We start from the raw sequence: 23,119 nt of genomic DNA, 5'->3' as shown, positions 1-23,119 counted from the left end.
TTCCATCAGAAACCTGATTTTTGTATGTCGAAAAAATTAAAAACAATATGAAAAAAGGCGCAGGGACTCGACGAAAAGGTACAAAAGGCAGGGTGTCAAGATATGTATAAAGATTTGCAGGATTTTGTAAGGGTACTGGAACAAAAAAGTTTGCTCAAGAGAATAAAGGTAGAGGTTGACAGCGAACTGGAAGTAACCGAAATAGTAGACAGGGTGGTAAAATCGGGAGGCCCCGCACTGCTTTTTGAAAATGTAAAAGGTTCGGAGTTTCCCCTATTGGTCAATGCCTTCGGAACTTACGAGCGGATGAACCTGGCATTGGAAGTTGAAAGCCTTGATGATGTTGCAAAAGAAATAGAAGACCTGATAGATATATCTAATTACATAGGGTTGTTTAATAAAATAAGATCCGCCACAAGACTTGCTAAAATTGCAAAAATATTTCCCAAAAAAGTTAAGCAGGGCGCCTGTCAAGAAATCGTTGAAGAACCGGATCTTTCTAGACTGCCGATTTTAAAATGCTGGCCCGGTGATGGAGGAAAATTTATAACCCTCCCTCTGGTAATTACGAAGGACCCCGAGACGGGCACACAGAATATGGGCATGTACAGGCTCCAGGTTTACGACGAAAAAACTACGGGTATACACTGGCACCTCCATAAAGACGGCAGTGAAATATATGAAAAATATAAAAAGCTTGGAAAGAAAATGCCCGTTTCGGTGGCGCTTGGCTGCGATCCAGCCACGATATATGCTTCCACCGCCCCTCTCCCCAAAGAAATCGATGAAATGATATTTGCGGGGTTTTTGCGGAAGGCTCCCCTTGAATTAGTCAAGTGTAAGACCAACGATATTTACGTACCCGCCAATGCGGAATTTATACTGGAAGGATACGTGGATATCGATGAATTAAGGGAAGAAGGTCCCTTTGGCGACCATACGGGATACTATTCGATTAAAGACCTTTATCCCGTCTTTCACCTGACGTGCATGACGCGCAAGAAAAATCCAATATATCCGGCCACGGTTGTAGGGAAACCTCCTATGGAGGATTGTTTCTTGGGAAAAGCTACTGAACGGATATTTTTACCGCTTTTAAAAATACAATGCCCCGAAATCGTAGATATAAATTTTCCGCTTGAAGGTGTATTCCATAACTGCGTAATAGTGTCGATAAAAAAGAGATATCCCGGCCACGCAAAAAAGGTGATGCACGCCCTGTGGGGAATGGGGCAGATGATGTATACAAAACTTATAATTGTAGTGGACGAGCATGTAGACCCGAAAGACCTTTCGACAGTGGCATGGAAGGTATTCAACAATATAGATGCCAGAAGGGATGTAGTCATAGTCGACGGGCCGCTGGATGCTCTGGATCACGCTTCTCCTTTGAAGCATTACGGCAGCAAGATGGGAATCGATGCGACGAAAAAGTGGAAGGAAGAAGGGTACGAAAGGGAATGGCCTGACGATATTGTAATGGACCCGAAAATAAAGGAATTGGTCGACAGAAGGTGGAAAGAATATGGATTCTAAAGGCCATGCAGCTTTGCTGTTTGGCGCTATGATGAGGCGGTTGAAGACTTACGGGGATTTGGTCATGTTTTCTCATACGTTATTTTCACTGCCTTTTTCGCTCATCGCCATGTTCTGGGCCGCTGGAGGATTTCCGCCAGCAAAGGTGTTTTTCTGGGCCATGGTGGCCCTTTTCGGGGCAAGAAACGGTGCTAATGCGTTGAACCGGCTGGTGGACAGGGATATTGATGCCAAAAACCCAAGGACTGCCGGAAGGCATATACCTATGGGCATAGTTAAAGAATATGAGGCTTTCGTAATTGTTGTGTTTTGCTTTGCAGCCCTGGTGTTAGCCGCATTTGAACTAAATCCCCTTTGCGTCAAATTGCTGCCTGTGGCAATTTTTTTATTCGTAATATATTCGTACACCAAGCGGTTTACGTGGTTGTGTCATGTGATATTGGGTCTTGCCTGCGGGGGAGCTCCGGTGGGAGCATGGATTGCGGTCACCGGCCAAATACAATGGCCCGCCGTTGTTCTCGGCGCCGCGGTAATGTTATGGGTTGCGGGGTTCGACATAATCTACGGTTCGCAGGATGTGGATTTTGACACAAGCCACGGCCTTTATTCGATACCGGTAAAATTCGGCATAAAAAACGCACTTAAGATATCTGCTGCTTTTCATGGGATTTCTATGGGGCTGTTATTTTACCTGTACTTTTTGATGAATATGGGTTACCTCTATTTGCTGGGCCTTGTTATTATCTCGTGTTTTCTATACGCGGAGCACAAACTGGTTTCCCCCACGAACTTAAAGCACGTAACCATAGCTTCTTATGACATCAATCAGATAGTAAGCGTGGTCTTTTTTATATTTTCTACTATGGACATTTTTATTTTGAGGTGATTGGATGGCAAGGTTCGTAGTCGGCATAACGGGCGCAAGCGGCTGCGTATACGGAGTAAGATTAATAGAAGAGCTTTTAAAGGGGAAACACGAAGTTTACCTTTTGATTACTGAAAACGGGAGCAAAGTTTTAAAACATGAATTGGGGGTGGATACGGAGACTTTAATTTCAGATTTTGGCAAACTCGAAAAATATGGAGGTGCTCTCAAATATTATGACATAAATAATATTTTCGCTCCAATAGCTAGTGGTTCCTTTAAGGCGGATGGAATGGTAATAATTCCGTGTTCTATGTCGACCCTAGCATTTATAGCTCACGGATTGTCACACAATTTACTGCAGAGAACCGCTGATGTATTTTTGAAGGAAAAAAGAAAAATTGTCATAGTCCCCCGGGAGACTCCGCTGAATTCAATACACCTCGAAAACATGCTGACACTTAGTAAAATGGGAGCTCATATACTACCGGCTATGCCTGCCTTTTATCAAAGTCCAAAAACTATTGACGACATGGTCAATTTCATAGTGGGAAGGGTTTTAGACACCTTGAACATCCCAAATCAACTATATGACAGGTGGAAAGGAGTTGAAGATCATGAGCAAAAAAATTAAAAAGATAGCGGTGATTTTTGCGTTGCTTTCCCTGATATTTTTACTGAGCGCGTGTTCTGACAATTCAGTGCAGGAAAGCAAAGAGGAGACTGAAAGTAAAGAAGGCAGCCCCTTGGTAATCGGTGTGCTTCCCGATGTGGATTCTATACCTTTGATCATTGCTGAGGCGCAGGGATATTTCCAAGAACAAGGGGTTGAAGTGCGCCTTGAACATTTTAAAAGCGCCATGGAAAGGGACAGTGCCCTTCAAAGCGGCAAAATAGATGGAGCGGTATCGGACATTCTAGCGGCTGCTTTTGCCAACGATGGGGGTTTCAATGTTAAGATTACCTCCCTCACCAACGGGACTTACAAACTGCTTACAGGAAAAGAAAAAAATATCAATGAGGTTGCCAAGATAAAAGGCAGGGACATAGCATTATCAAAAAATACCATCATTGAATATGCTACCGATAAAATATTAGAAAAATACGGCATAGATCCAAGCGACGTAAACAAGGTAGTAGTGCCCCAAATTCCAGCAAGGCTTGAGATGCTCCAAAACGGGAAGATAGACGCCGCAACACTTCCGGACCCTCTGGCAACGCTTGCTATAAAAAATGGCGCAAAGGTTATTGAGAGCACCGATAAATTGGGGATTAATCCGGGGGTATTGCTGTTTACTCCGGAGGCATTAGAAAGAAAAGAGGATGAAATAAAGGCCTTTTATAAGGCGTATAACAAGGCTGTCGAATATCTTAAACAAAATGAAAAGTCAGCTTATATTGATGTTGTGATTGAAAAGGCCGGGTTCCCTGAAGAAGTTAAAGACACCATAGTCCTGCCGGAATACACGAAGGCGGAACTTCCGTCTAAAGAGGATTTTGACGGGGTGATGGACTGGCTGGTAAAAAAAGGCCTGATAAAGAAGGCGTATTCTTTTGACGAACTGGTGGACGGTAGATTCATAGAGTAAAGTAAAGCGGGCGTTATATATGATTACGGTTCGAAACCTCGAAGTCTTTTACAAGTCTTCACGAGGAAAATTTAGGGCTCTGGCCGGGGTAAACCTGGATGTGGAAAAAGGCGGAATCGTTGCCGTAATTGGCCCGTCGGGATGTGGAAAATCCACACTGCTTTACACGCTGGCCGGGATTATAAAGGAATTTAAAGGAGAAGTTCTTATAGATAAAACTCCTATCGATGCCAGGAAGCATCGAATAGGCCTCGTCCTTCAGGATTACGGGCTTTTGCCCTGGAAAAACGTAATTGAAAATTCGCTGCTGGGGTTAAGAGTAAAGAAAAAAATAACCAAAACAGATAGAGATTATGCCGAATACATATTGTCCCGAATGGGCCTTTCCGGCCTTTTTACTAGGTACCCCGGGGAGTTAAGTGGAGGCCAGAGACAAAGAGTAGCAATAGCAAGAGCGTTTATTTTAAAGCCAGATATTTTGCTGATGGATGAACCTTTCTCCGCCCTCGACGCAATAACTAGAGAAGAAATGCAGGACCTTTTTTTAGATGTATGGGAAAGCGATTCTATCTCAACGGTGTTTGTGACCCACAGCACCGAAGAAGCTATGTATCTGGGGAAGAAAATAGCCGTCATGACGGGACCTCCCGGTCGAATCGTTAAAACGTTCGATAACCCCTTCTTTGGTGCCCGTGAAATTAAGGACCTGGGTCTTTACAGCAGCATTAAATCTAAATTAAAAGACTTGATAAAGGGTAGACAAAAGTGAAGGTAAAAAACACCAGCCAATATATCTTTATTTTCTTTCTAATTGTTATATTATGGCATATTGCGTCCGCTGTGGTGAAAAGTCCCTTGCTTCCGCCGCCGGCTGCCGTCTTTTACAACTTGAGGGAAGTATTTTTTTCAAAAATCGCTCCTCACGCTGCCCTAAGCATATACAGGATTATCGCAGGCCTTATCTTTTCGGTACTAATAGGTTCTATTTTAGGGCTTTTAATGGGATTTTATCATTCTGTAGACAGAGTTTTGTCGCCGGTAATATATTTTATATATCCCATACCGAAAATCGCTTTATTGCCTATTGTAATGATTTTATTCGGCCTGGGTGAATTGTCCAAGATCACGATGATAGTTATTATAACGGTGTTTCAAATCATTATCACAATGCGTGACACGGTAAAAAACATACCAAAAGAAATGTTTTATTCCCTTACATCATTGGGTGCCGGCGATATAGTTGTTTTCAAGGAGATTATACTGCCCGCAGCTGCGCCGGAATTGCTGACCGCCCTGAGGCTGGGTACAGGCACGGCTATTTCGGTTTTGTTTTTTACAGAGAACTTTGGAACAGTACAAGGCATAGGATATTTTATTATGGATGCTTGGATGAGGGTAAATTACATCGACATGTATTCGGGAATTCTGGTTCTCGGCGGGATAGGATTGATTTTATTTTCATTTGTAGACGCTCTGGATAGGATATTTTGCCGGTGGAAAAAGTAGATCGTAAAGCTTGACTTTCGCCCTATAATGGCGATACTGGATGGTAGCCGAAGTGTTCTTGCATAGAGACTCCACTACTCGGAGGAGCGTGGGCTAAAGCTTGCACTGGCATTAATGCGGGTGTATAATTAACTTGGCGCATCCGTTGTGCGGGAGGGGAAAATTTTGGAAAAGACAAAAGATGAAGATAAAGTAAGGAGGCTGAAATTGCTGGAAGAAAAGTTAAAAGACAGGGAGTTGAAGCTCACGCCCCAGAGGAGAGCAACCCTGGATGTGCTTTTAGAGAATCCTTCGAAGCATATGAGCACCGAAGAAATTTACGCCCTAGTGAAAAAGAAGTTTCCAGATGTGGGGCTGGCTACTATTTATAGGACTTTACAGCTTTTTGACGAATGCGATATTATAAAGAAGTTAAACTTCGGCGATGGCTGCTACAGGTATGAACTAAGTGAGGAAGAAAAACATCAGCATCACCATCTGGTTTGCCTGAAATGCGGGCAGGTTTATGAGTTTGACGACGATCTTCTGGACGACCTGGAAGATCAGATTGAAGCCAAAAACGAATTTAAAATTATTGACCATGTTGTTAAATTTCTGGGATACTGCAAGAAATGCCAGGAAGGCAAAGAGTAAAGAAGAGCTTGTCTTGAAAGACAAGCTCTTCTTTTTTTACTATCTCTTTCTCAGGAATATTTTGCTTATCTCCGCAGCTACAAAGGGTATCCAACCAAATAATACCACGAGATCCATTTCGTAGAAAGATAAGTAGGTTGTATCGAAGATGGCCCTCAAGAACGGCACATAGATTACAGCCAGCAGCAAACTCAGCGAGATAAATGATGCTATTACCATAAAGCGGTTGGAGAAAAATCCGATTTTGAATACTGAATGGGTTTCGGAGCGGGTAGAGTAAGCCCACAAGACTTCGCAGAAAATCAGCGTAGCAAAAGCAAGAGTCCTTGCCTTTTCGATACTGGCACTATTTTTCAAAGCAAGAACGAATACTCCCAATGTAGAAAGGGCCATGAAAATGCTATTTATCGCAATTTGCCACCGCATGCGGGCATCTATTATGGGTTCTTCCGGCCTTCTAGGCGGCCGTTGCATGATATCCGGCTCTTTCTTTTCAATACCAAGAGCTAGAGCCGGGAATGCGTCTGTAAGCACGTTTATCCACAAAAGCTGAATAGGCTTCAGCGGTATGGGCAATCCAGCTAGCATGGAGGCGAATATAATGAGGATCTCCGAGATGTTACAAGAGAGCAGGAAGAATATGAATTTGCGTATGTTGGAGTAAATAACCCTGCCTTCTTCCACTGCCGAAACTATGCTAGCAAAATTGTCGTCGACCAGGATCATGTCGGCGGTTTCCTTGGCGACGTCGGTGCCGGTAATGCCCATTGCCACGCCTATATCGGCCTTCTTTAGTGCTGGCGCGTCATTGACTCCGTCCCCGGTCATTGCGACGATATGGCCATTATTTTTTATAGCCTCTACTATCCTTAGTTTATGAGTTGGTGATACTCTAGCGTAAACCGATACTTCCTTAGATTTATGGAACAGATCGTCGTCGCTCATGGAGTCCAGTTCAGAGCCTGTTAGTACACCTGCTTCGTTTTCAATCATGCCTAGATCCTTCGCTATAGCTACCGCCGTGTCTCTGTGATCGCCGGTAATCATTACAGGCCTTATACCTGCCTGTTTACATACCTTTATCGCCTCTATGGCTTCAGGCCGCGGAGGGTCAATCATGCCTATCAAACCGACAAATACGAAATCTTTTTCAATGTCTTCTGATTTCGGTTCATCCGGGAGGGTGTCAAGGGGCCTGTAAGCCAGGGCAAGTACCCTGAGAGCCTGAGACGCCATTGCTTTATTGGCCTCAATTATTGCTTTTCTGTCTTCCTGTGTTAAAGGTACCTCCTGACCGTCTTTGTAAATATAATTTGAAAGACCTAAAAGGACATCCGGTGCCCCTTTTGCATATGCTATATATTTTCCGTCAAAAGGATGAATTGTGGTCATCAGCTTTCTATCCGAATCAAAGGGAATTTCGTTAACGCGGGGCTGCGTCTTCTCTAGGTCTTCGACGAATATTCCGGCTTTAGCAGCAGCAACCACAAGTGCTCCTTCGGTGGGGTCACCGAGAATTCTCCATGTTTTTTGATCTTCTTTTTCTGTACCGCTTTCTTCCAGCTTTGAATCGTTGCAGAGAGCTCCAATTTTCAGGAGCAGTTCAAGACTCGTATCGGATTTGGGGTCGATGATTCTGGAGCCGTCAAGGTAAAATTCTCCTTCAGGCCTGTAGCCTTCTCCGGTGATTGAAATAAATCGGCCATTTGTAAAAATTTTTGTTGCAGTCATCTGGTTCTGAGTTAGGGTACCGGTTTTATCGGAGCATATAACAGTAGTACTTCCTAGAGTTTCTACAGCGTGCAATTTTTTTATAATCGCATTCCGCTTTACCATGCGCTGCAGGCCGAGTGCCAAGACTATTGTCAATATTGCGGGGAGACCTTCGGGTATAGCCGCTACCGCAAGGCTGACAGAAATCATGAACATCTCTAAAAATGGGATGTCTCTCAATAGCCCCACTAAAAAGACAATGCCGCATATGACGAGGCAGGCGATTCCAAGCGTTTTTCCCGTTTCCTCCAATTTTTTCTGGAGAGGCGTAACTTCATCCTGGTAAGACTCGAGCATTTTGGCGATCATACCTATTTCAGTCTTCATGCCCGTCGATACTACTATGCCTTTGCCCCTGCCGTAAGTAACCACAGTGCCCATAAAAGCAGAATTTGTCCTGTCTCCGAGGGGCCTCTCTTCGTTGAATACTATATCGGCGTTTTTTTCGACAGGGACCGATTCTCCGGTAAGTGCTGATTCGTCGATTTTCAAATTCACACTTTCCACCAGTCGCAGATCCGCCGGCACGTAGTTTCCGGCTTCCAGCAAGACTATATCCCCCGGAACCAGTTCACGAGCAGGGATAACCTGGACCGTGCCGTCTCTAATAACTCGCGCCTCAGGAGCTGCCATTTTCTTCAAAGCATCCAGAGCCTTACTCGCTCTATATTCCTGCACTACACCCAGTATCGCATTTAAAACTACTATCATAATAATTACAGCCGAATCTACTACTTCGCCTACCAGCATGGATATCAGGCTAGCAACGATAAGTATTAATACCAGGAAGTCCTTGAATTGACTCAAAAACATTTCAAACAAAGTCGGCCCTCTTTTACCCACAAGCTCGTTATAGCCGTGGTCCTTAAGCCTTTGTTGGGCGACTTCGGATGAAAGTCCCTTTGACAGGTGAGTACTAAAAATTTCGGCAACATTCTTTGCATGTAGAGCGTACCACTTTTTTTCCTCCACCAGCGACCCTCCATTATTATACATTAATTTATTATTTTTTTAATTATCGCTATTTATTGCTGATTTTTGTCCACTTCACCTCCCGTGTACCAAGAGAGATAAAAATGACCTTTGGCCGAAATTCCGAAAGGAATTAAGCCAAAGGTCTCGCCCTCCAGAAATAATAATCCAGAGGATAAAGCCAGGTAATCGCAATGGATTACCGAGATGATGGCTTTATCTTTCGGCTACTCCCCTTCAACGTAGAAGATAAACTAGTCTTATTTTCAATTGCGATTATATAATAAAAATTTCTATTTGTAAAGGCCGGCTCCAGTGTGGGATGTAGATTTGAGTTGACGTAGAGTGTTCTTAGCGATAAACTTAAAATGAAATTCTAATATAAATCTCGTATTAGGTGTCGGAAATCGGATATTAACTTACCGCTACTGGTTCCCCTGATTATTTTATTATATCATCTTTGTACAAGAATTGGGGAGGGAAAAATATGAAATCTATCCGGTATATCATTAGAGCGGCGATTATTGCGGGTCTTTATACTGTATTAACTTACTTTTTAAAGCCTATAAGTTACGGTCCAGTGCAGGTGCGAGTCTCCGAGGCTCTAACTCTTCTGCCACTCATAGAAAGCTCAGCCGTACCCGGGCTTTTCGTCGGATGCTTCCTGGCAAACCTGCTTGGAGGTCTGGGCCCATGGGATGTATATGGCGGAAGCCTCATAACGCTATTGGCGGCATACATAACGAGCAAAATGCCGAACCCATTTCTGGGAGCTCTGCCGCCCATCGTACTTAATGCGCTGGGAGTATCCTACTATCTAAGCCTATTGTACGGAATGCCTTACGCCATCACTGCTGCCTATATCGGACTGGGGGAATTCATCGCCGTGGGCTTACTGGGAATACCGCTAGTGTTTTTTATTAAGAGGACGGGCCTTATAAGATACTTTGATAAAACCGACTGAAAGTGGGGGTTTATGTGTTTAATGTAAAAGCATTGTGGCAGAATTTTAAAGACAGCGGGTTAATTCAGAAACTCAAGCGCTGGAAAAAAATCCTGCTTTTTGCGCCTCTTCTCCTAGTGATTTTATCAGGAGCTTTATGGTACCGGGCCATGTCGGCTCCTGTGAAGCCCGAAGAAAAAGGCAGTGTATTTTTTGACCTGGAAAAGGGAATGACGGCGAAGGTCGTGGCAAAAAATTTAGAAAGCCGGGGATTAATAAGGAATTCGCTGGCTTTTAATATATACGTCAAGGTCAACGGCCTGGATACGGAGTTTAAGAGCGGCATTTACGAGTTAAGTCCGGCCATGTCTTTGCATGACATTGTCCGTAAACTTGTACGGGGAGATGTTGTAGTTGAAAAGGTGACAATTCCCGAGGGTATAACTATTGAAAAGATTGCGGAGATATTCGAAGCTAGGAAACTCACCACCAAAGAAGAATTTTTAAAGTCGGCCGTGGCATCAAATTTTAAGGATAAATACCCTTTTCTGAAAATGTTACCACAAGGGGCTACCCTAGAAGGGTTTTTATATCCCGATACTTATTACCTGTCTAAAAATAAACCGGCCAGCTATTACGTGGATTCCATGCTGAAAAGGTTTTATGATGTATATTACAATAGCGCTGAATTTCTTGAACGAGAAAGGGATCTGGGATTAAACACATATCAGGTGATCACCCTGGCATCGATAATAGAAAAAGAGGCAAAATTGAATACGGAAAAGCCAATAATCGCCGCCGTTTTTTTGAACAGGTTGAAAAAAGGTATACCGCTTCAGTCGTGTGCTACTGTGGAATACGCTTTAAAAGAGCATAAAGAGGTGCTCACGCTGGAGGATCTGAAAATACAATCCCCTTATAACACGTATATTAATGCCGGACTGCCGCCGGGTCCTATTTCGGCTCCTGGAATAGAGTCCATAAAGGCTGTCTTAAACCCGGCTTCGGTTGATTATCTATACTTTGTGGCTAACGGAGATGGGACCCATACTTTCAGTAGGACTTACGAGGAACATCTAAAGGCGAAAAGTAAAAGCAGCCTCGCTAGATAACCCCACTATATAATATGTTCACCATCCCTATAGTCAAATACACTATCAGTCGAATCCTTCAATAAAACCCCAAGGCATAATTTGAACTAAAAATGGAAAACCTAACCTTGGGTGATTTTTGTGGGCAAAGGTACAAGGCTGGATTACTTTTTCGCCATCGTATTTTTTTTAATTATCTTAATGATTATACGTCTTTTCGACATCCAGGTTCTGTCCCATACTTATCTTTACAGGCGAGCCCTTAGTCAGTGGCAAGGCTCTTCCCGGGAGGAAATCAGAGGAGGGGTTTTTGATAGAGACGGTCGGTCCCTTCTGGATTCGCAAAAAGTAAATTACGCCTTGATTTCGCCGCGCTGGTTAAAAGAAAGCGAAATTGAATATTTGAAAAAAAATAATATACTTTCATTTGAAGACCCTTATAAGCCGCAAAGCGTAAGATTATCCCCGGAAAATATAGCAGTTATAAAAAAACTGCTCGGCAGAACTCCGGGGGTTTTCGTTTACCAGAAGGAAAAGCGCTACGGTCAGAATGCACTTGCAACCCATGTAGTAGGCTATAAGGGGAAGGCCGGAATCGAGAAAACCTTCGACAAATTTCTGAACGGAGGTAGGATAAAAACGGGTATAATATACGACGGTTTTGGACAGCCGATACCCGGGGCTTCAAAGGAAAATCTATTTACCGAAAAATGGGGCGTATGGCTGACGATTGATAGGGAAATACAGGCAGCTGTAGAAGAGGTTATGGACACGGAAATTCAAAGAGGAGCGGTTGTAGTACTGGACGCTAAAACGGGAGAGATACTGGCAATGGCAAGCAGACCCAATTATAAGCAGAGCGACCTTGATGCTTACCTTAATCAAAAGGATGCGCCCCTGATAAACCGTGCAGTAGAAGCATATATACCGGGTTCAATTTTTAAAATCGTTGTTCTCGCTGCAGCTCTCGAAGAAAAAGTCACCGATCTTGATGAGGAATTTCACTGTTCCGGGGCTATCAGGGTTGGGGGTAATGTTATCAAGTGCTATAGTCACGAAAAGGGTGGACATGGTCGGTTAACGCTTAAAGATGCCTTGGCATATTCGTGTAATTCGGTATTTATAGAGCTCGGCATGAGATTGGGAAAAGAAAGGGTTTTAGAGTATGCCGAAAAATTCGGCTTAGGAGAGAGAGTATTAAGTGATCTTAGCGAAGAAAAGACAGGGTTTATTCCTGCTTCCCGTGACGTCTACCGGGAAGATTTAGGTAATCTGTCAATAGGACAGGGAAAACTTCAGGTTACGCCATTGCAAGCTGCTCAAATGCTGTTGATAATAGCGAATGACGGGATAAAAATAAAACCTTATTTAGTGAAAAAAGTGGTCGATTCCACGGGTTCAACCGTAACGGCTGATACTCCGGCGACCCGCTTTTCGGAAAGAGTGATATCTAAAGATACCGCCAGAAAAGTGAAGGAAGCTCTGAGAGCTGTAACCCAATACGGAACAGGGATGTTAGCGGCGCCATCGAAGGTGCATGTGGAGGTGGCGGGCAAGACCGGAACCGCTGAACTCGGAGACGGGAACAATCACGCATGGTTTGTGGGGTATTATCCCGCGGAAGATCCGCGTTACATCGTTACCGTTTTTGTAGAAAAAGGGCAGTCGGGCCCCTTTAAGGCAGCTCCGATTTTCGGAAAAATAGTCGAAAAAATTTATTACCTTAAGGGTAGGTAAAACATGCACATATTCTAGCCCAAAGTCATATATTATAGGTACGCACGGGGAGGGGGATTTAAATGGGAAGTGCTTTGTCGGTACTGATGACTTTGGGCTTTTTGTTTTTTAAAGAGCTACTCACATGGATGGGATATATTATTAACAATAATACTTTCCCGCAGCCATTGACGCCCGAAGAGGAGGAAAAATACCTGGAGCTTTACAGAAATGGCGATGAGGAGGCAAGAAACATACTGATAGAAAGAAACCTGAGGTTGGTGGCTCACATAGTAAAGAAATTTGCCAATACCGGTGAAGACATGGACGACCTGATATCTATCGGGACCATAGGATTAATAAAGGCCATTACAACCTTTAATAAGACCAAGGGAAACCGCCTCGCTACCTATGCGGCCCGCTGTATAGAAAACGAGATATTGATGAATCTTCGCACGACGAAAAAAATTAAAGCGGAGGTTTCTCTGCAGGATCCAATAGGAGTGGATAAAGAAGGTAATGAGATATCCCTTATGGATATTTTAGGAACCGAATCTGATGCCATAATCGAAGAAATATCGAATAAATTTCAGCAAAAGAAACTTTACGATAAGATCCGCACTGTTCTGAAAGGTCGCGAGAAAAAAGTAATAGAATTGAGATACGGCCTTCTAAACGGCAAGGCCAGGACTCAAAGAGAGATAGCCAAATTACTGGGAATTTCGAGGTCGTATGTTTCCAGAATAGAGAAAAGGGCAATAAAAAAACTGTTCGACGAATTACATCCCGAAGGCTGCAACTAAAAAATTTATATGCTATAATATACAACGCAGATTTTATTTTTTTAATGGAGGCAGGGTATGTGGAAATTGTTTCGGCCTGATCTATATGTACAAGATATCTTCCAAATAGATTTTAAATATCTAAAACAAAAGGGCATTAAAGGTATACTGATCGACCTTGACAATACGCTTTTGCCCTGGAACTCATGTGAAATTGACGATAAGTTGATCGAGTGGATCCGGCGAGGGAGGGAGGAAGGTTTCACGTTCTGTATTGTGTCGAATAACATGGCTCGCCGGATAAAGACCTGCTCCGAAAAACTGGGGATACCTGCAGTAACCAGTGGTGCGTTCAAGCCCGGTAAAAGAGTCTTTTTAAAAGGAATGGAGATTATCGGTACATCGGTAAACGAAACGGTTTTTATAGGCGATCAGCTTTTTACCGACGTTCTGGGGGCCAAACGCCTCGGGATGATGGTTATACTGGTAAAACCTTTAGATGAGAGCGAATTCTTCTGGACTAAGATAATTCGCCGACTGGAGCGAAAAATAATAAATTTTATGAAAAGAAAGGCCTTATTTTGAATTAAGGCTTTTTTTGTTTAAAGATGACGTTACTTGAAGGAAATTGGAATAATTTGTTGAATATTAATATACGGAAAAATTTTCTACACTTAAAGTGCGGCGATGATGAGGCTGTGGAAAAGAGATTGGGCGATATATTGTTGGAACAAAACATCATAACGAAATCTCAGCTGGAAAAAGCGCTGGATATTCAGAAAAAAACCGGGAAACTGATCGGAGAAATCATGGTGGATATGGGTATTATCAGAGAAAAAATGCTGATGGAGGCTCTGGAATTTCAGCTGGGAATCCCTCACGTTGACTTAAATGTATATGACATCGATCCACAGGTCGTTAAATTTTTACCTGAAAGCCTGGCTAGGAAGTACGGTGTTTTCCCGTTAAAATATAAAGACGGCATACTTACGGTAGTCTTTAGTGATCCGTTGGATGTTTTTGCTGTAAACGACGTAAGGGTAATAACGGGGTTGGACATTCAGGTGGCCATAGCTTCAAGAGGGCAAATAGAAAGGGCAATAGATATATTTTACTCTGCAAAAGACTCTATAGAAGAGGTTTTGCGGGAAATAGGAAGCGAAATCTACGAAGAACCGCTTATTGACACTTCTTACGATGAAGACAGCGCCCCAATAATAAAGCTTGTAAATACTGTCCTGTTCAGGGCGATCAATGAAGGTGCGAGCGATATTCATATAGAACCTCAGGAAAGGGATATAAGGGTAAGATACCGCATTGATGGGGAGCTGTTCGAAATTATAAGATGGCCCAAAAAGCTTCTTGCTTCGGTCATTACGAGGATAAAAATAATGGCCGGTATGGATATAGCTCAAAAGAGGGTGGCGCAAGATGGCCGCATAGAACTTTCTGTAAACGATTCGATTATTGACATTAGGGTGTCAACAATGCCAACGATTCACGGTGAGAAGGTTGTTTTGAGAATTTTTAATCGCCACCGCATGCACCTCGACTTAAAGCACCTGGGTTTTGATGAGCGCGAGCTTGATTCGATCTCTAAGATGCTTAAATTTCCTTGCGGGATGATCCTGGTTACGGGCCCCACCGGTAGCGGCAAAACAACTACTCTTTACTCAATGTTGAATTCCATAAATACACCGGCGAAAAACATTGTGACCCTGGAAGATCCGGTAGAATACGTATTGGACGGTATTAACCAACTTCAGATTAATCCAAAGGCGGGAATTACATTTGCTGCAGGGCTTCGCTCTGTTTTGAGGCAGGATCCGAACGTGATAATGGTAGGTGAGATAAGAGACCGCGAAACGGCGGAAATAGCTGTGAGGGCTGCGCTTACGGGCCACCTGGTCTTCTCAACTTTACATACAGGTGATGCGGTAGGATCCATCACAAGATTGCTAGACATGGGCATAGAACCCTATCTTGTGGCTTCCAGTTTAATAGGTGTGGTATCCCAGAGATTGGTAAGAAAAATATGCCCGTATTGTAAAGAAGAATACCAGCCAGAAGATAGAGACCTTATAGCTCTCGGCATTAATAACCCAACAAGACTTTATCGAGGTAGAGGCTGTAAATTTTGTAACCAATCGGGGTTTAAAGGGCGTACAGTCGTGGCTGAAATACTTCTCATATCACAAGAACACCGAGAATTAATTATCAAGGGAGCCTCTACTGAACAACTTTTAAAGGTTTCTTCGAGGTTGGGTTTTAAGAATATGAAAGAAAGTGCTCTAAGGCTTGTCATGAAGGGTATAACTACTCCACATGAAATAATTAAGGTTATATTTTCCGATTGAAAAGAGGTGCCTGCTGAACATTGGCTGTTTTTTATTACCGCGGTATAAATTTTGACGGAGAAGTAATACAGGGAATACATGAGGCTCAAAATATGCAAGATGTGGCCAATTTGTTGAAAAATAAGGGATTTTTCCCTGTACGGATCCGGAAGGAGCCGCTTTACACTTTATTTTTTCTTTACAGAGATTTTATGCTCAAAAGGGGATTTAGAGAATTGGCGGTTTTTTGCCGTCAAATGGCCAGCATGCTAGAAAGTGGTATTCCTGTGATAGAGTGCCTTTCTGTAATGTGCCAGCAGAACTCCCATCCGGGATTAACAAGAGCTCTGCGCAGGGTGATCCGGGATTTAAAACGAGGTTTTACGCTGTCGGAAGCCTTCAGAAATCAACCGGGTATCTTTCCAGAAATTTTAATCTATACGGTTGAGACCGGAGAAATAGCGGGATGTCTGGAAGATATTCTTAAAAAGCTGGCCGTGCATTTTGAGACCATGGCAAAATACCGGGAAAGGCTGAAAACCTCAATGACTTACCCGGCTATTCTTGGCGCTGTGGCACTGGTTGTCTTTTATTACACTTCGAACAATATACTGCCCGTATATTCTAATATGTTTGAGGAATCGGGCGTATATCTCCCCGTTATAACGAGAATCTTTATGTCTGTCAGTACAAACATGGGGCGATATGTGCTTTATTCGTTGTCTGCATTTTTTCTTCTCTTATTAGGCCTCTATAAGCTTAAGCGTGATCCCGAAAAGGCCTATGCAATCGATAAATTCTGGCTTTCGACGCCAGTTTTAGGACCTTTGCAGAAAAAGAGCACTTCAGCTATACTCTGCAGAGTTCTTGCTATCCTTATTTCCTGCGGTATACCTCTGGTAAAGGCCATTGAAATTGTGGAGAGTGCTCAGAAAAACCAGGTTTTTAAAAGGGATCTGCAGGTAGCCCTGGAAAACCTCAGGATAGGGAAAAACCTGGCGGTATCTCTTCGGGATTCGAGCTTTCCGCCCTTGATGTTGAAAATGCTGCAGGTCGGTATAGAATCGGGAAAGCTTGAAGAGATGTTGTTTAAAACTGCCGATTTTTATGATAGCGAGGTAGAAGACATGCAGAGCAGGCTTTTATCAATAGCTGGACCGGCTGCGCTGATTTTGATGTCACTTATTATCGGTTTTGCAGTGATTTCTATAGTTCTTCCTATGTTCAACATTTATAGTTCTTTCTGAAAAAAAGGAGGGGGCTAAATGATAATTAAAGAAAATCCTGATAGGGCGAGGGGTTTTACTCTGCTGGAGTTAATTATCGTTATTGCCATAATTACATTTGTAGGAGCAATTGCAATTCCCAGCGTGTCCAAGTTAGTGGATGATTCTAAAACAAAAATAGGCGAAGCCAATGAGACCGTACTGAAAAATGCCCTTGAAATGTATTATACCGACAATGGCAAATATCCTCAAGACAACTTGGGTGGTTCCCTTGTACCGAAATATATCGACGAAAAAAGCTGGGAAAAGATGACCGAGAAATTTAACATTGATTATAGTTCTTTGGATGGTAAAAATTATACTTTAACCGTCAGTCCAAAAAATAATTAAAGCTTTCTTGGGAAACGATTTTGAGGTGCACTTCATGAGAGGGACAGTATACCGGCGAGGTTTTACTCTAATCGAGACAATAGCAGTAACCGCAATTCTGGGTATCCTGTGTATGATAACGGTGCCAAGCATCAGGACTGTATTGGACAACTTCAAATTGCAGGTTGCCACACAAAAGCTGGTACAAGACATGCGAACCGTACAGCAGCAGGCCATGGCCGAAGGCGAAAGTTATAAAATTCTGTTTGACACGCACCGATGCGATAATTATCAGATACTGCACGGTTACCGTGCATCAAGAGTGTATCTGCCTGAGGGCGTTTCACTTTCGTGGACAAATTTCCCTAAAAATACTCTGATATTTACACCTTCGGGGGCCCCGGAACAGGGGGGTACTGTTGCGATAAAAGGAGCTAAGGACAGGCTTTATGTAATCGTAACCGTTGCTACAGGTCGGGTGAGGATAAGTGAAACAGCTCCGTAACTGTGAAAACGGTTCTAGAGGCTTTACTTTAATCGAAATAACCGTCGCTGTTGCGATTATAGCAATAGTTTCTATTTCTTTCGCTGGCCTTTTCGTCCGGAGCCTCCAGTCCAGCCGGCTGAGCGGCGAACTTACCGCGGCCACCATGCTGGCTCAGGAAAAAATAGAGGAATTAAAAAGCCGTTCTTTTGAAAGCCTTTATAAAAACGATTCTTGGAATGAACAGGTACTATTAAATGGTATGGAATTTACAAGGCATACGACTCTCGAAATTCTGGATGAAGACCTGGTAAAGATTACCGTGGAGGTAAAGGGAAAAGGTGATGCCGTCGCAATCGTCACGCTTCGGGGGAAAATTTAAAACAACACAGGGGCTGACCCTTATTGAGCTGGTTTTATCTATAGCTCTGCTGTCAGTATTACTTGCAGCGGCTTTTGGACTATGCAACTCCGGGATAAAGGTGTACAAGCGTTGCCTGGAAGAGCTATCAAACATGCAAAATGCCCGTTATGCTGTCAATAAGCTTTCGACGTCAATAAGGCAGGCAAGGGAAGTCAGATTGATATCTGACAACAAAATAGAAATTAGGGCGTCGGACGGATCAAAGGTATATTATTACCTGGAATACGGGATCCTCTACAGAGAAAAAAACGGCGGAAAAAATCCGGTGGCTGAACTCAAATCCCTTGAATTTTCCCGCTCCATAGGTTCCGATTTCATTAAGATTACGGCCAAAGCAGGGGAAGAAAAATATTTTATTCTAGAAACGGCGGCTACTCCCTTTGGTTATTCCTTGATTGATTAAGCTTAAATGCGGAGGTGTCTTTGTGGAACAAAAGTTTAAGCTAAAAAACTATATGGAAGATGTGGTGTTCTCATTTCTAGACGAACTAATAAGACAAAAACAGGTTTGCACATGCGAGCGCTGCAGGTACGATATTGCCGCAATAGCTTTAAATCATCTACCAGCCAAGTACGTGGTGACCGACCAAGGGGAAGTTTTTGCTAAAACGCAACTTTTGAGTCAGCAGTTCAAGACAGACGCGGTAGTGGAACTTTTAAGGGCCATCGACATCGTTCGCAAAAATCCCTATCACTAATGCCGGGTGACAGTATGTTTTGTTCTTCGGACTATATAGGTTTGGATATAGGAAACCACAATATAAAAGTGGTTCATCTGAGTAAATGCCGCGGGAGGATAAAGGTAAAGTATTTTTTGTCAATCCCGAACCCTTTAAAAGGCAAAAGCGGTTCGAGAGAGGAAAGACGAGAAGTTCTGGCCCGAACACTTGCGCCCCTAAGAGGGCATTTAAAAAATCGAAAAGTAATCGTGGGGGTCCCGGGTGACAGGGTTCTTTTCCGTAACCTACATTTTCCCAGGATGCGGCTTTCCGAACTCAAAGAGGTGGTATACTGGGAAACCAGGGAACTCATCGGACAGTTAAACGGCGATTATATATTGGATTTTGAAGTGGTGGAGGAAAACAGGGACGATTACCGGGTGTTAATAGCCGCCGCTTTAAAGGAAAATGTAATGGACTACTTTTACCCCGTAGAAAAAGCCGGATTGTTTCCGGAAGCCCTTGATGTTTATCCCCTGGCTATTTCCCGTGTTGTCGGTTCGTGTCTTGTACGAAGTAATTTAGCAGTTGTAAATATAGGGGCCAAACGGACTGACGTTACCGTCCTGGAAGGTGGCCGGGTCTATTTCAACGGTTGTATCCCTTTTGGAAGTGAGTACATGACCAAGCTTATAGCCCGGACTTTTTCCGTGGACGAAAACACTGCAGAGTCTATAAAAATCGATCCCGGGAATCTACGATCCCCCATCATGGAGTGCCTTTACCCGGCAGTACAGCAACTGGCGATTGAGGTATCGAGATACTTAAAATTCTATGCAGTTCAGAGAAAGGACCAGCGGATCGGGGCCATTCTCTTAGCTGGCGGTGGAGGTAAGCTGTGGTGCTTACAGGAGGTCTTCGGCAATGTGATGAATATAGAGATGCTCACGGCTGAAGACCTTGATTTTCCTAAAATTACGGTAGAGGAAAAAAAAGGCGAGAGGTTCGATAAGATGGAATTTTTATGTGCTCTGGGATTTGCGTTGAGGGGAGTATGATGCATAAGCTGAACTTAATACCCGCAGAATTTCTCAATGAGAGGGGAAAAAAGCGACAAAGGTTTTTTTATGCCTTCATAGCATTTTTAACTGCGGTTCTTTTGCTGTTGGTTTTCACCCGTATTTACGGTGAAGTATGCAAGTTGCGCAATGAGCTTGAGGAAGTAGACAGGCAGCTGAATTTTTATCGCTCGGCGGTTGGTCCCGGGCGTGATTTGGAGAGGCTGTACAGCGACCTTCAAGAAAGAAGAAGGATTACCAGTAATCTGGCAACGCACAAGTCAACCTGGTCTTCATACATTCAGGAAATAATGAAATCCTCGCCGGAAAAAATACTTCTCCTGTCTATAGATATCGGCGATGGTGGTAGCGGAGTGATAAGAGGGACCTCGCCTGACAATTTATCTGTGGCCCGTATGATAGAAAATTTGCGGCGAATTGATGGTTTCGTAGGGGTTAAACTCGGTTTTATTAAACTGGAAACCGAAAAAGGTCTTTTCACTTTTGAAATTTATTTTCAGGTCCAGGGGAATGATGCTATTGAAAATTAGATTAACCAAAAGGGAAAAAGCCTTGTTGCTTTTATTTTTTGTCACCGTCGCCTTATACTTGTTTTACAGGACCGGGTATCGGCAAATTGAGGACCACTTTAAAAAGAAAATTGAGCTGGAACAAAAAAGACTGAGTCTTTCTTTATTGCAGAGGATATACGATAAAAAAAGCGGGATTGAAGATGCCGCGAAGTTAGAGTTAAAAAAGCTTCCCGACGATGATAAAATAGCGGACTACATAATTAATATCGAGGGATGGGCAAGGGCCGAGGGAGTTAGACTGGTGCTAATAAAGGCGGGAGAAGTTTCGGGGGACGAGGTAAAGGTTTTACCCGTTGAAATAACGGTGGAAGGCGACAAAGAATCCCTATTAAAGTTTTTAAAACGCATCGAAAATTTCGAAAGACTTTCCAAAGTAGAAAAGATTAATTTAGTTTATGCAGAACTATCCGGTTTTTGGACACTGACTGTTACAGTAGATCTCTATTACTTTCCTATGCAGGAGGGTACGGAGTGAAAAATAAAACTAACATAGTTCTTATCGGTTTTATGGGAAGCGGTAAAACTTCAATCGGCAAAATGCTTGCCGAAAAGCTGGGTAAGAGGTTTTTGGACACGGATGAACTTATACGACAGGAATGCGGAATGGAGATATCGGAGATTTTTCACAAATTCGGGGAAGAGTATTTTCGAAATAAGGAAAAGGAGACGGTAGAAAGAGCGGCTGCTCGGGAAGGTACGGTCATTGCTACCGGGGGCGGAGTGGTGTTGAACCCCGAAAATATGGAAAAACTAAGGCGGTCGGGTATTATAGTGTGGCTTCGGGCTTCAGAAGAGGAAATACTTCAAAGGATATCGGGAGATGCCTCCCGACCACTTGCCTCCAATAAAAGTGAATCTGAGATTCTCGAAATTTACTCCAAAAGACTAAATTTGTATGCGACATATGCCGACATCATCATTGAAACCAGTGGGAAAGATAAAGAAGCCATTGCCATAGAGATAATAAAACACTTAAAAAATAGCTATTCAAATAATGGGAAATATGGTAATATAATAGGAGAATTTCAGCGGGTGAGGCAAATGAAGGTTAAAATTATAAACGGACCAAACATGAACCTATTAGGATTGAGGGAGCGGGACATTTACGGTGAATCAACCCTTGAAGAAATAAATCAGCACCTTGAAAAAAGGGCTCGCGAAATGGGGGTTTTAGTAGATTTCTTCCAGTCGAATAGCGAAGGGGAAATAGTAGACGAAATTCAAGGGTGCATTGGCCAATATGACGGGATTGTCATAAACCCGGGGGCGTATACCCACTACAGTATTGCAATACGCGATGCCTTGGAAGCGGTCAAACTACCTGTTATAGAAGTACACATGAGCAATATCTTTGCTAGGGAAGATTTTAGAAGAGTCAGCGTTACCGGACAAAAAGCGAGCGGGATTATAGCCGGGCTCGGGGAAACGGGGTACTGGCTTGCTTTGCTGGCCTTAAAAGATCTCATTGAGAAGAGAGGAAGGGAGGGAGTCAATGAATTCGGAAAGAATTAGTAAATTACGGCGAAACCTGTCGGAAAAAGATCTGGACGGTATACTCGTAAGCAAACCGGAAAACATATTTTACATAAGCGGTTTTGACGGGGAAGGCTTTCTTGTTGTAACCCGTGAGCGCGCCCTGTTGTTTACCGACTTTCGCTACATAGAGCAGGCAAAAAAAGAGTGTCCGGATTTCGAGGTCGTCGAATTCGAGTCTGTTTCTCCTTTTAAAAAGTGTGCCGATGAAATAAAATCTATAGGGTTGAAAAATTTGGCCTTTGAAGGCCATTATTTGACGGTTAAATTCTATGAAGAACTAAAATCCTTCCTGGATGGCGTTGAAGTTATAAAAACCGACGGCCTTATAGAAGAACTGAGAACAATTAAAGATGAAGTTGAACTTGAAATCATAAAAAAAGCCCAGGAAATTACCGATAAGGCTTTTGAGCATATCCTCGATTACATCCGCCCCGGTGTGACGGAAAGTGAACTTGCTTTAGAAATAGAGTACTTCATGAAAAAGAACGGGGCTGAGGGAGTTGCATTCCCTACCATAGTTGCTTCGGGGCCGAGGAGCTCGCTTCCTCATGGGACACCTACTTCCAGGAAAATTCAACCCGGTGACTTCATAACGTTTGATTTTGGAGCAAAGGTTAAACATTACTGCTCCGACATGACCCGTACTGTGGTTATGGGTAAACCTAATAAAGACCAGTTGGAAATTTACAGCATTGTACTTGAGGCTCAAAAAAGGGCCCTGGAATATATAAAATCAAGTGTTTCTGGGAAAGATGTAGATAAGGTTGCCAGAGATTTTATTGCAGAGAAAGGATTCGGCCGCAACTTCGGCCATGCTCTGGGCCACGGTGTCGGATTAGAGATACATGAAGCCCCCAGGCTCAGCAAATTGGGGGAAACCTCTCTCCTGCCGGGTATGGTGGTTACCGTTGAACCCGGAATTTACGTTAAGAACTTCGGAGGAGTTAGGATAGAAGACCTAGTAATAATTACCGAGGATGGGTGTATCAATCTCACAAAGTCGTCAAAAGATTTGATCTGTCTATAAC

At 43.2% G+C, this 23,119-nt stretch carries 25 protein-coding genes; 24 read left to right on the top strand and 1 reads right to left on the bottom strand.

Going from position 1 to position 23,119, the window contains the following annotated elements; translation table 11 throughout:
- The first annotated feature begins 102 nt into the window (after positions 1-102).
- The 7 genes from TOCE_RS06740 to TOCE_RS06710 all read left to right on the top strand — a co-directional run bounded on the left by TOCE_RS06740 (position 103) and on the right by TOCE_RS06710 (position 6,129).
- Positions 103-1,536 (top strand): menaquinone biosynthesis decarboxylase, encoded by a 1,434-nt coding sequence (locus TOCE_RS06740; RefSeq protein ID WP_013276138.1) that lies wholly within the window; start codon positions 103-105, stop codon positions 1,534-1,536.
- Positions 1,526-2,422 (top strand): UbiA-like polyprenyltransferase, encoded by an 897-nt coding sequence (locus tag TOCE_RS06735; RefSeq protein WP_013276137.1) that lies wholly within the window; start codon positions 1,526-1,528, stop codon positions 2,420-2,422. Before TOCE_RS06740 ends, TOCE_RS06735 begins: the two co-directional genes overlap by 11 nt.
- Positions 2,423-2,426: 4 nt before the next feature.
- Entirely contained in the window at positions 2,427-3,035 is a 609-nt protein-coding gene (locus TOCE_RS06730) for a UbiX family flavin prenyltransferase (RefSeq protein WP_013276136.1), read from the top strand.
- The gene (locus TOCE_RS06725) at positions 3,019-3,990 is read left to right on the top strand and encodes an ABC transporter substrate-binding protein (protein ID WP_013276135.1); all 972 of its coding nucleotides are present in this window, start codon (positions 3,019-3,021) and stop codon (positions 3,988-3,990) included. The genes TOCE_RS06730 and TOCE_RS06725 overlap by 17 nt, the downstream gene beginning before the upstream one ends.
- Before the next feature lie 19 nt (positions 3,991-4,009).
- On the top strand, positions 4,010-4,759 hold the full coding sequence (locus TOCE_RS06720; protein WP_013276134.1) for an ABC transporter ATP-binding protein: 750 nt from the start codon (positions 4,010-4,012) through the stop codon (positions 4,757-4,759).
- Positions 4,756-5,496, top strand: a complete 741-nt coding sequence (locus TOCE_RS06715; protein ID WP_013276133.1) for an ABC transporter permease — start codon at positions 4,756-4,758, stop codon at positions 5,494-5,496. The genes TOCE_RS06720 and TOCE_RS06715 overlap by 4 nt, the downstream gene beginning before the upstream one ends.
- 165 nt (positions 5,497-5,661) lie before the next feature.
- A complete protein-coding gene (locus tag TOCE_RS06710; RefSeq protein WP_013276132.1) occupies positions 5,662-6,129 on the top strand; it encodes a Fur family transcriptional regulator in 468 nt (155 codons plus the stop codon).
- 39 nt (positions 6,130-6,168) lie between these two features.
- Here TOCE_RS06710 and TOCE_RS06705 read toward each other — a convergent pair whose 3' ends face one another.
- Positions 6,169-8,898: a calcium-transporting P-type ATPase, PMR1-type gene (locus tag TOCE_RS06705; protein WP_187286564.1), complete on the bottom strand. Its 2,730-nt coding sequence runs from the start codon at positions 8,896-8,898 to the stop codon at positions 6,169-6,171.
- Positions 8,899-9,361: 463 nt separating this feature from the next.
- Between TOCE_RS06705 and TOCE_RS06700 the strand changes: the two genes are divergently transcribed.
- The 17 genes from TOCE_RS06700 (at position 9,362) to TOCE_RS06620 (ending at position 23,118) form a co-directional block, all read left to right on the top strand.
- The gene (locus TOCE_RS06700; RefSeq protein ID WP_013276130.1) at positions 9,362-9,838 is read left to right on the top strand and encodes a QueT transporter family protein; all 477 of its coding nucleotides are present in this window, start codon (positions 9,362-9,364) and stop codon (positions 9,836-9,838) included.
- 14 nt (positions 9,839-9,852) lie between these two features.
- On the top strand, positions 9,853-10,929 hold the full coding sequence (mltG, locus tag TOCE_RS06695; RefSeq protein ID WP_013276129.1) for an endolytic transglycosylase MltG: 1,077 nt from the start codon (positions 9,853-9,855) through the stop codon (positions 10,927-10,929).
- A 120-nt stretch (positions 10,930-11,049) separates the two neighbouring features.
- Positions 11,050-12,645 carry a peptidoglycan D,D-transpeptidase FtsI family protein gene (locus TOCE_RS06690; RefSeq protein WP_245523110.1) on the top strand — a complete coding sequence of 532 codons (1,596 nt, stop codon included), beginning with the start codon at positions 11,050-11,052 and terminating at the stop codon, positions 12,643-12,645.
- Positions 12,646-12,707: 62 nt separating this feature from the next.
- Positions 12,708-13,427, top strand: coding sequence for an RNA polymerase sporulation sigma factor SigK (gene sigK, locus TOCE_RS06685; protein WP_013276127.1), 720 nt, complete (start codon positions 12,708-12,710; stop codon positions 13,425-13,427).
- Between the two features lie 57 nt (positions 13,428-13,484).
- On the top strand, positions 13,485-13,991 hold the full coding sequence (locus TOCE_RS06680; protein ID WP_013276126.1) for a YqeG family HAD IIIA-type phosphatase: 507 nt from the start codon (positions 13,485-13,487) through the stop codon (positions 13,989-13,991).
- A 113-nt stretch (positions 13,992-14,104) separates the two neighbouring features.
- Entirely contained in the window at positions 14,105-15,763 is a 1,659-nt protein-coding gene (locus tag TOCE_RS06675; RefSeq protein WP_041424133.1) for a GspE/PulE family protein, read from the top strand.
- 92 nt (positions 15,764-15,855) lie between these two features.
- A complete protein-coding gene (locus TOCE_RS06670; RefSeq protein ID WP_013276124.1) occupies positions 15,856-16,989 on the top strand; it encodes a type II secretion system F family protein in 1,134 nt (377 codons plus the stop codon).
- A gap of 18 nt (positions 16,990-17,007) precedes the next feature.
- Positions 17,008-17,358 (top strand): type II secretion system protein, encoded by a 351-nt coding sequence (locus TOCE_RS06665; protein WP_013276123.1) that lies wholly within the window; start codon positions 17,008-17,010, stop codon positions 17,356-17,358.
- 34 nt (positions 17,359-17,392) lie between these two features.
- Positions 17,393-17,842, top strand: coding sequence for a GspH/FimT family pseudopilin (locus tag TOCE_RS06660; protein ID WP_013276122.1), 450 nt, complete (start codon positions 17,393-17,395; stop codon positions 17,840-17,842).
- Positions 17,826-18,203 (top strand): type IV pilus modification PilV family protein, encoded by a 378-nt coding sequence (locus tag TOCE_RS06655; RefSeq protein ID WP_013276121.1) that lies wholly within the window; start codon positions 17,826-17,828, stop codon positions 18,201-18,203. The genes TOCE_RS06660 and TOCE_RS06655 overlap by 17 nt, the downstream gene beginning before the upstream one ends.
- Positions 18,166-18,648, top strand: a complete 483-nt coding sequence (locus TOCE_RS11930; RefSeq protein WP_083768485.1) for a prepilin-type N-terminal cleavage/methylation domain-containing protein — start codon at positions 18,166-18,168, stop codon at positions 18,646-18,648. Before TOCE_RS06655 ends, TOCE_RS11930 begins: the two co-directional genes overlap by 38 nt.
- Positions 18,649-18,670: 22 nt before the next feature.
- Complete coding sequence (locus tag TOCE_RS06645) at positions 18,671-18,943, top strand: late competence development ComFB family protein (protein ID WP_013276119.1); 273 nt, start codon at positions 18,671-18,673, stop codon at positions 18,941-18,943.
- On the top strand, positions 18,943-19,962 hold the full coding sequence (gene pilM, locus TOCE_RS06640) for a type IV pilus assembly protein PilM (RefSeq protein ID WP_013276118.1): 1,020 nt from the start codon (positions 18,943-18,945) through the stop codon (positions 19,960-19,962). Before TOCE_RS06645 ends, pilM begins: the two co-directional genes overlap by 1 nt.
- A complete protein-coding gene (locus tag TOCE_RS06635) occupies positions 19,962-20,513 on the top strand; it encodes a PilN domain-containing protein (RefSeq protein WP_041423896.1) in 552 nt (183 codons plus the stop codon). The genes pilM and TOCE_RS06635 overlap by 1 nt, the downstream gene beginning before the upstream one ends.
- Entirely contained in the window at positions 20,503-21,030 is a 528-nt protein-coding gene (pilO, locus tag TOCE_RS06630) for a type 4a pilus biogenesis protein PilO (protein WP_041423895.1), read from the top strand. The genes TOCE_RS06635 and pilO overlap by 11 nt, the downstream gene beginning before the upstream one ends.
- Positions 21,027-22,067 (top strand): type II 3-dehydroquinate dehydratase, encoded by a 1,041-nt coding sequence (gene aroQ / locus TOCE_RS11925; protein WP_013276115.1) that lies wholly within the window; start codon positions 21,027-21,029, stop codon positions 22,065-22,067. The genes pilO and aroQ overlap by 4 nt, the downstream gene beginning before the upstream one ends.
- Positions 22,048-23,118: a M24 family metallopeptidase gene (locus TOCE_RS06620; protein ID WP_013276114.1), complete on the top strand. Its 1,071-nt coding sequence runs from the start codon at positions 22,048-22,050 to the stop codon at positions 23,116-23,118. The genes aroQ and TOCE_RS06620 overlap by 20 nt, the downstream gene beginning before the upstream one ends.
- The last annotated feature ends 1 nt before the right edge of the window (position 23,119 follow it).

Source organism: Thermosediminibacter oceani DSM 16646, from assembly GCF_000144645.1.
In the GTDB taxonomy this organism is placed as follows: Bacteria; Bacillota; Thermosediminibacteria; order Thermosediminibacterales; family Thermosediminibacteraceae; genus Thermosediminibacter; species Thermosediminibacter oceani.
This window is presented reverse-complemented; position numbering and strand designations above follow the sequence as displayed.

Excerpts from the sequence above, each read along its gene's own strand:
- TOCE_RS11930 (WP_083768485.1), top strand. The coding sequence starts at position 18,166 with ATGCCGTCGCAATCGTCACGCTTCGGGGGAAAATTTAAAACAACACAG.
- TOCE_RS06670 (WP_013276124.1), top strand. The coding sequence starts at position 15,856 with ATGCAAGATGTGGCCAATTTGTTGAAAAATAAGGGATTTTTCCCTGTA.
- TOCE_RS06680 (WP_013276126.1), top strand. The coding sequence starts at position 13,485 with ATGTGGAAATTGTTTCGGCCTGATCTATATGTACAAGATATCTTCCAA.
- TOCE_RS06665 (WP_013276123.1), top strand. The coding sequence starts at position 17,008 with ATGATAATTAAAGAAAATCCTGATAGGGCGAGGGGTTTTACTCTGCTG.
- TOCE_RS06725 (WP_013276135.1), top strand. The coding sequence starts at position 3,019 with ATGAGCAAAAAAATTAAAAAGATAGCGGTGATTTTTGCGTTGCTTTCC.
- TOCE_RS06720 (WP_013276134.1), top strand. The coding sequence starts at position 4,010 with ATGATTACGGTTCGAAACCTCGAAGTCTTTTACAAGTCTTCACGAGGA.
- TOCE_RS06740 (WP_013276138.1), top strand. The coding sequence starts at position 103 with ATGTATAAAGATTTGCAGGATTTTGTAAGGGTACTGGAACAAAAAAGT.
- TOCE_RS06635 (WP_041423896.1), top strand. The coding sequence starts at position 19,962 with ATGCATAAGCTGAACTTAATACCCGCAGAATTTCTCAATGAGAGGGGA.
- TOCE_RS06705 (WP_187286564.1), bottom strand. The coding sequence starts at position 8,898 with ATGTATAATAATGGAGGGTCGCTGGTGGAGGAAAAAAAGTGGTACGCT.
- TOCE_RS06730 (WP_013276136.1), top strand. The coding sequence starts at position 2,427 with ATGGCAAGGTTCGTAGTCGGCATAACGGGCGCAAGCGGCTGCGTATAC.
- TOCE_RS06735 (WP_013276137.1), top strand. The coding sequence starts at position 1,526 with ATGGATTCTAAAGGCCATGCAGCTTTGCTGTTTGGCGCTATGATGAGG.
- TOCE_RS06660 (WP_013276122.1), top strand. The coding sequence starts at position 17,393 with ATGAGAGGGACAGTATACCGGCGAGGTTTTACTCTAATCGAGACAATA.
- TOCE_RS06700 (WP_013276130.1), top strand. The coding sequence starts at position 9,362 with ATGAAATCTATCCGGTATATCATTAGAGCGGCGATTATTGCGGGTCTT.
- pilM (WP_013276118.1), top strand. The coding sequence starts at position 18,943 with ATGCCGGGTGACAGTATGTTTTGTTCTTCGGACTATATAGGTTTGGAT.
- sigK (WP_013276127.1), top strand. The coding sequence starts at position 12,708 with ATGGGAAGTGCTTTGTCGGTACTGATGACTTTGGGCTTTTTGTTTTTT.
- TOCE_RS06620 (WP_013276114.1), top strand. The coding sequence starts at position 22,048 with ATGAATTCGGAAAGAATTAGTAAATTACGGCGAAACCTGTCGGAAAAA.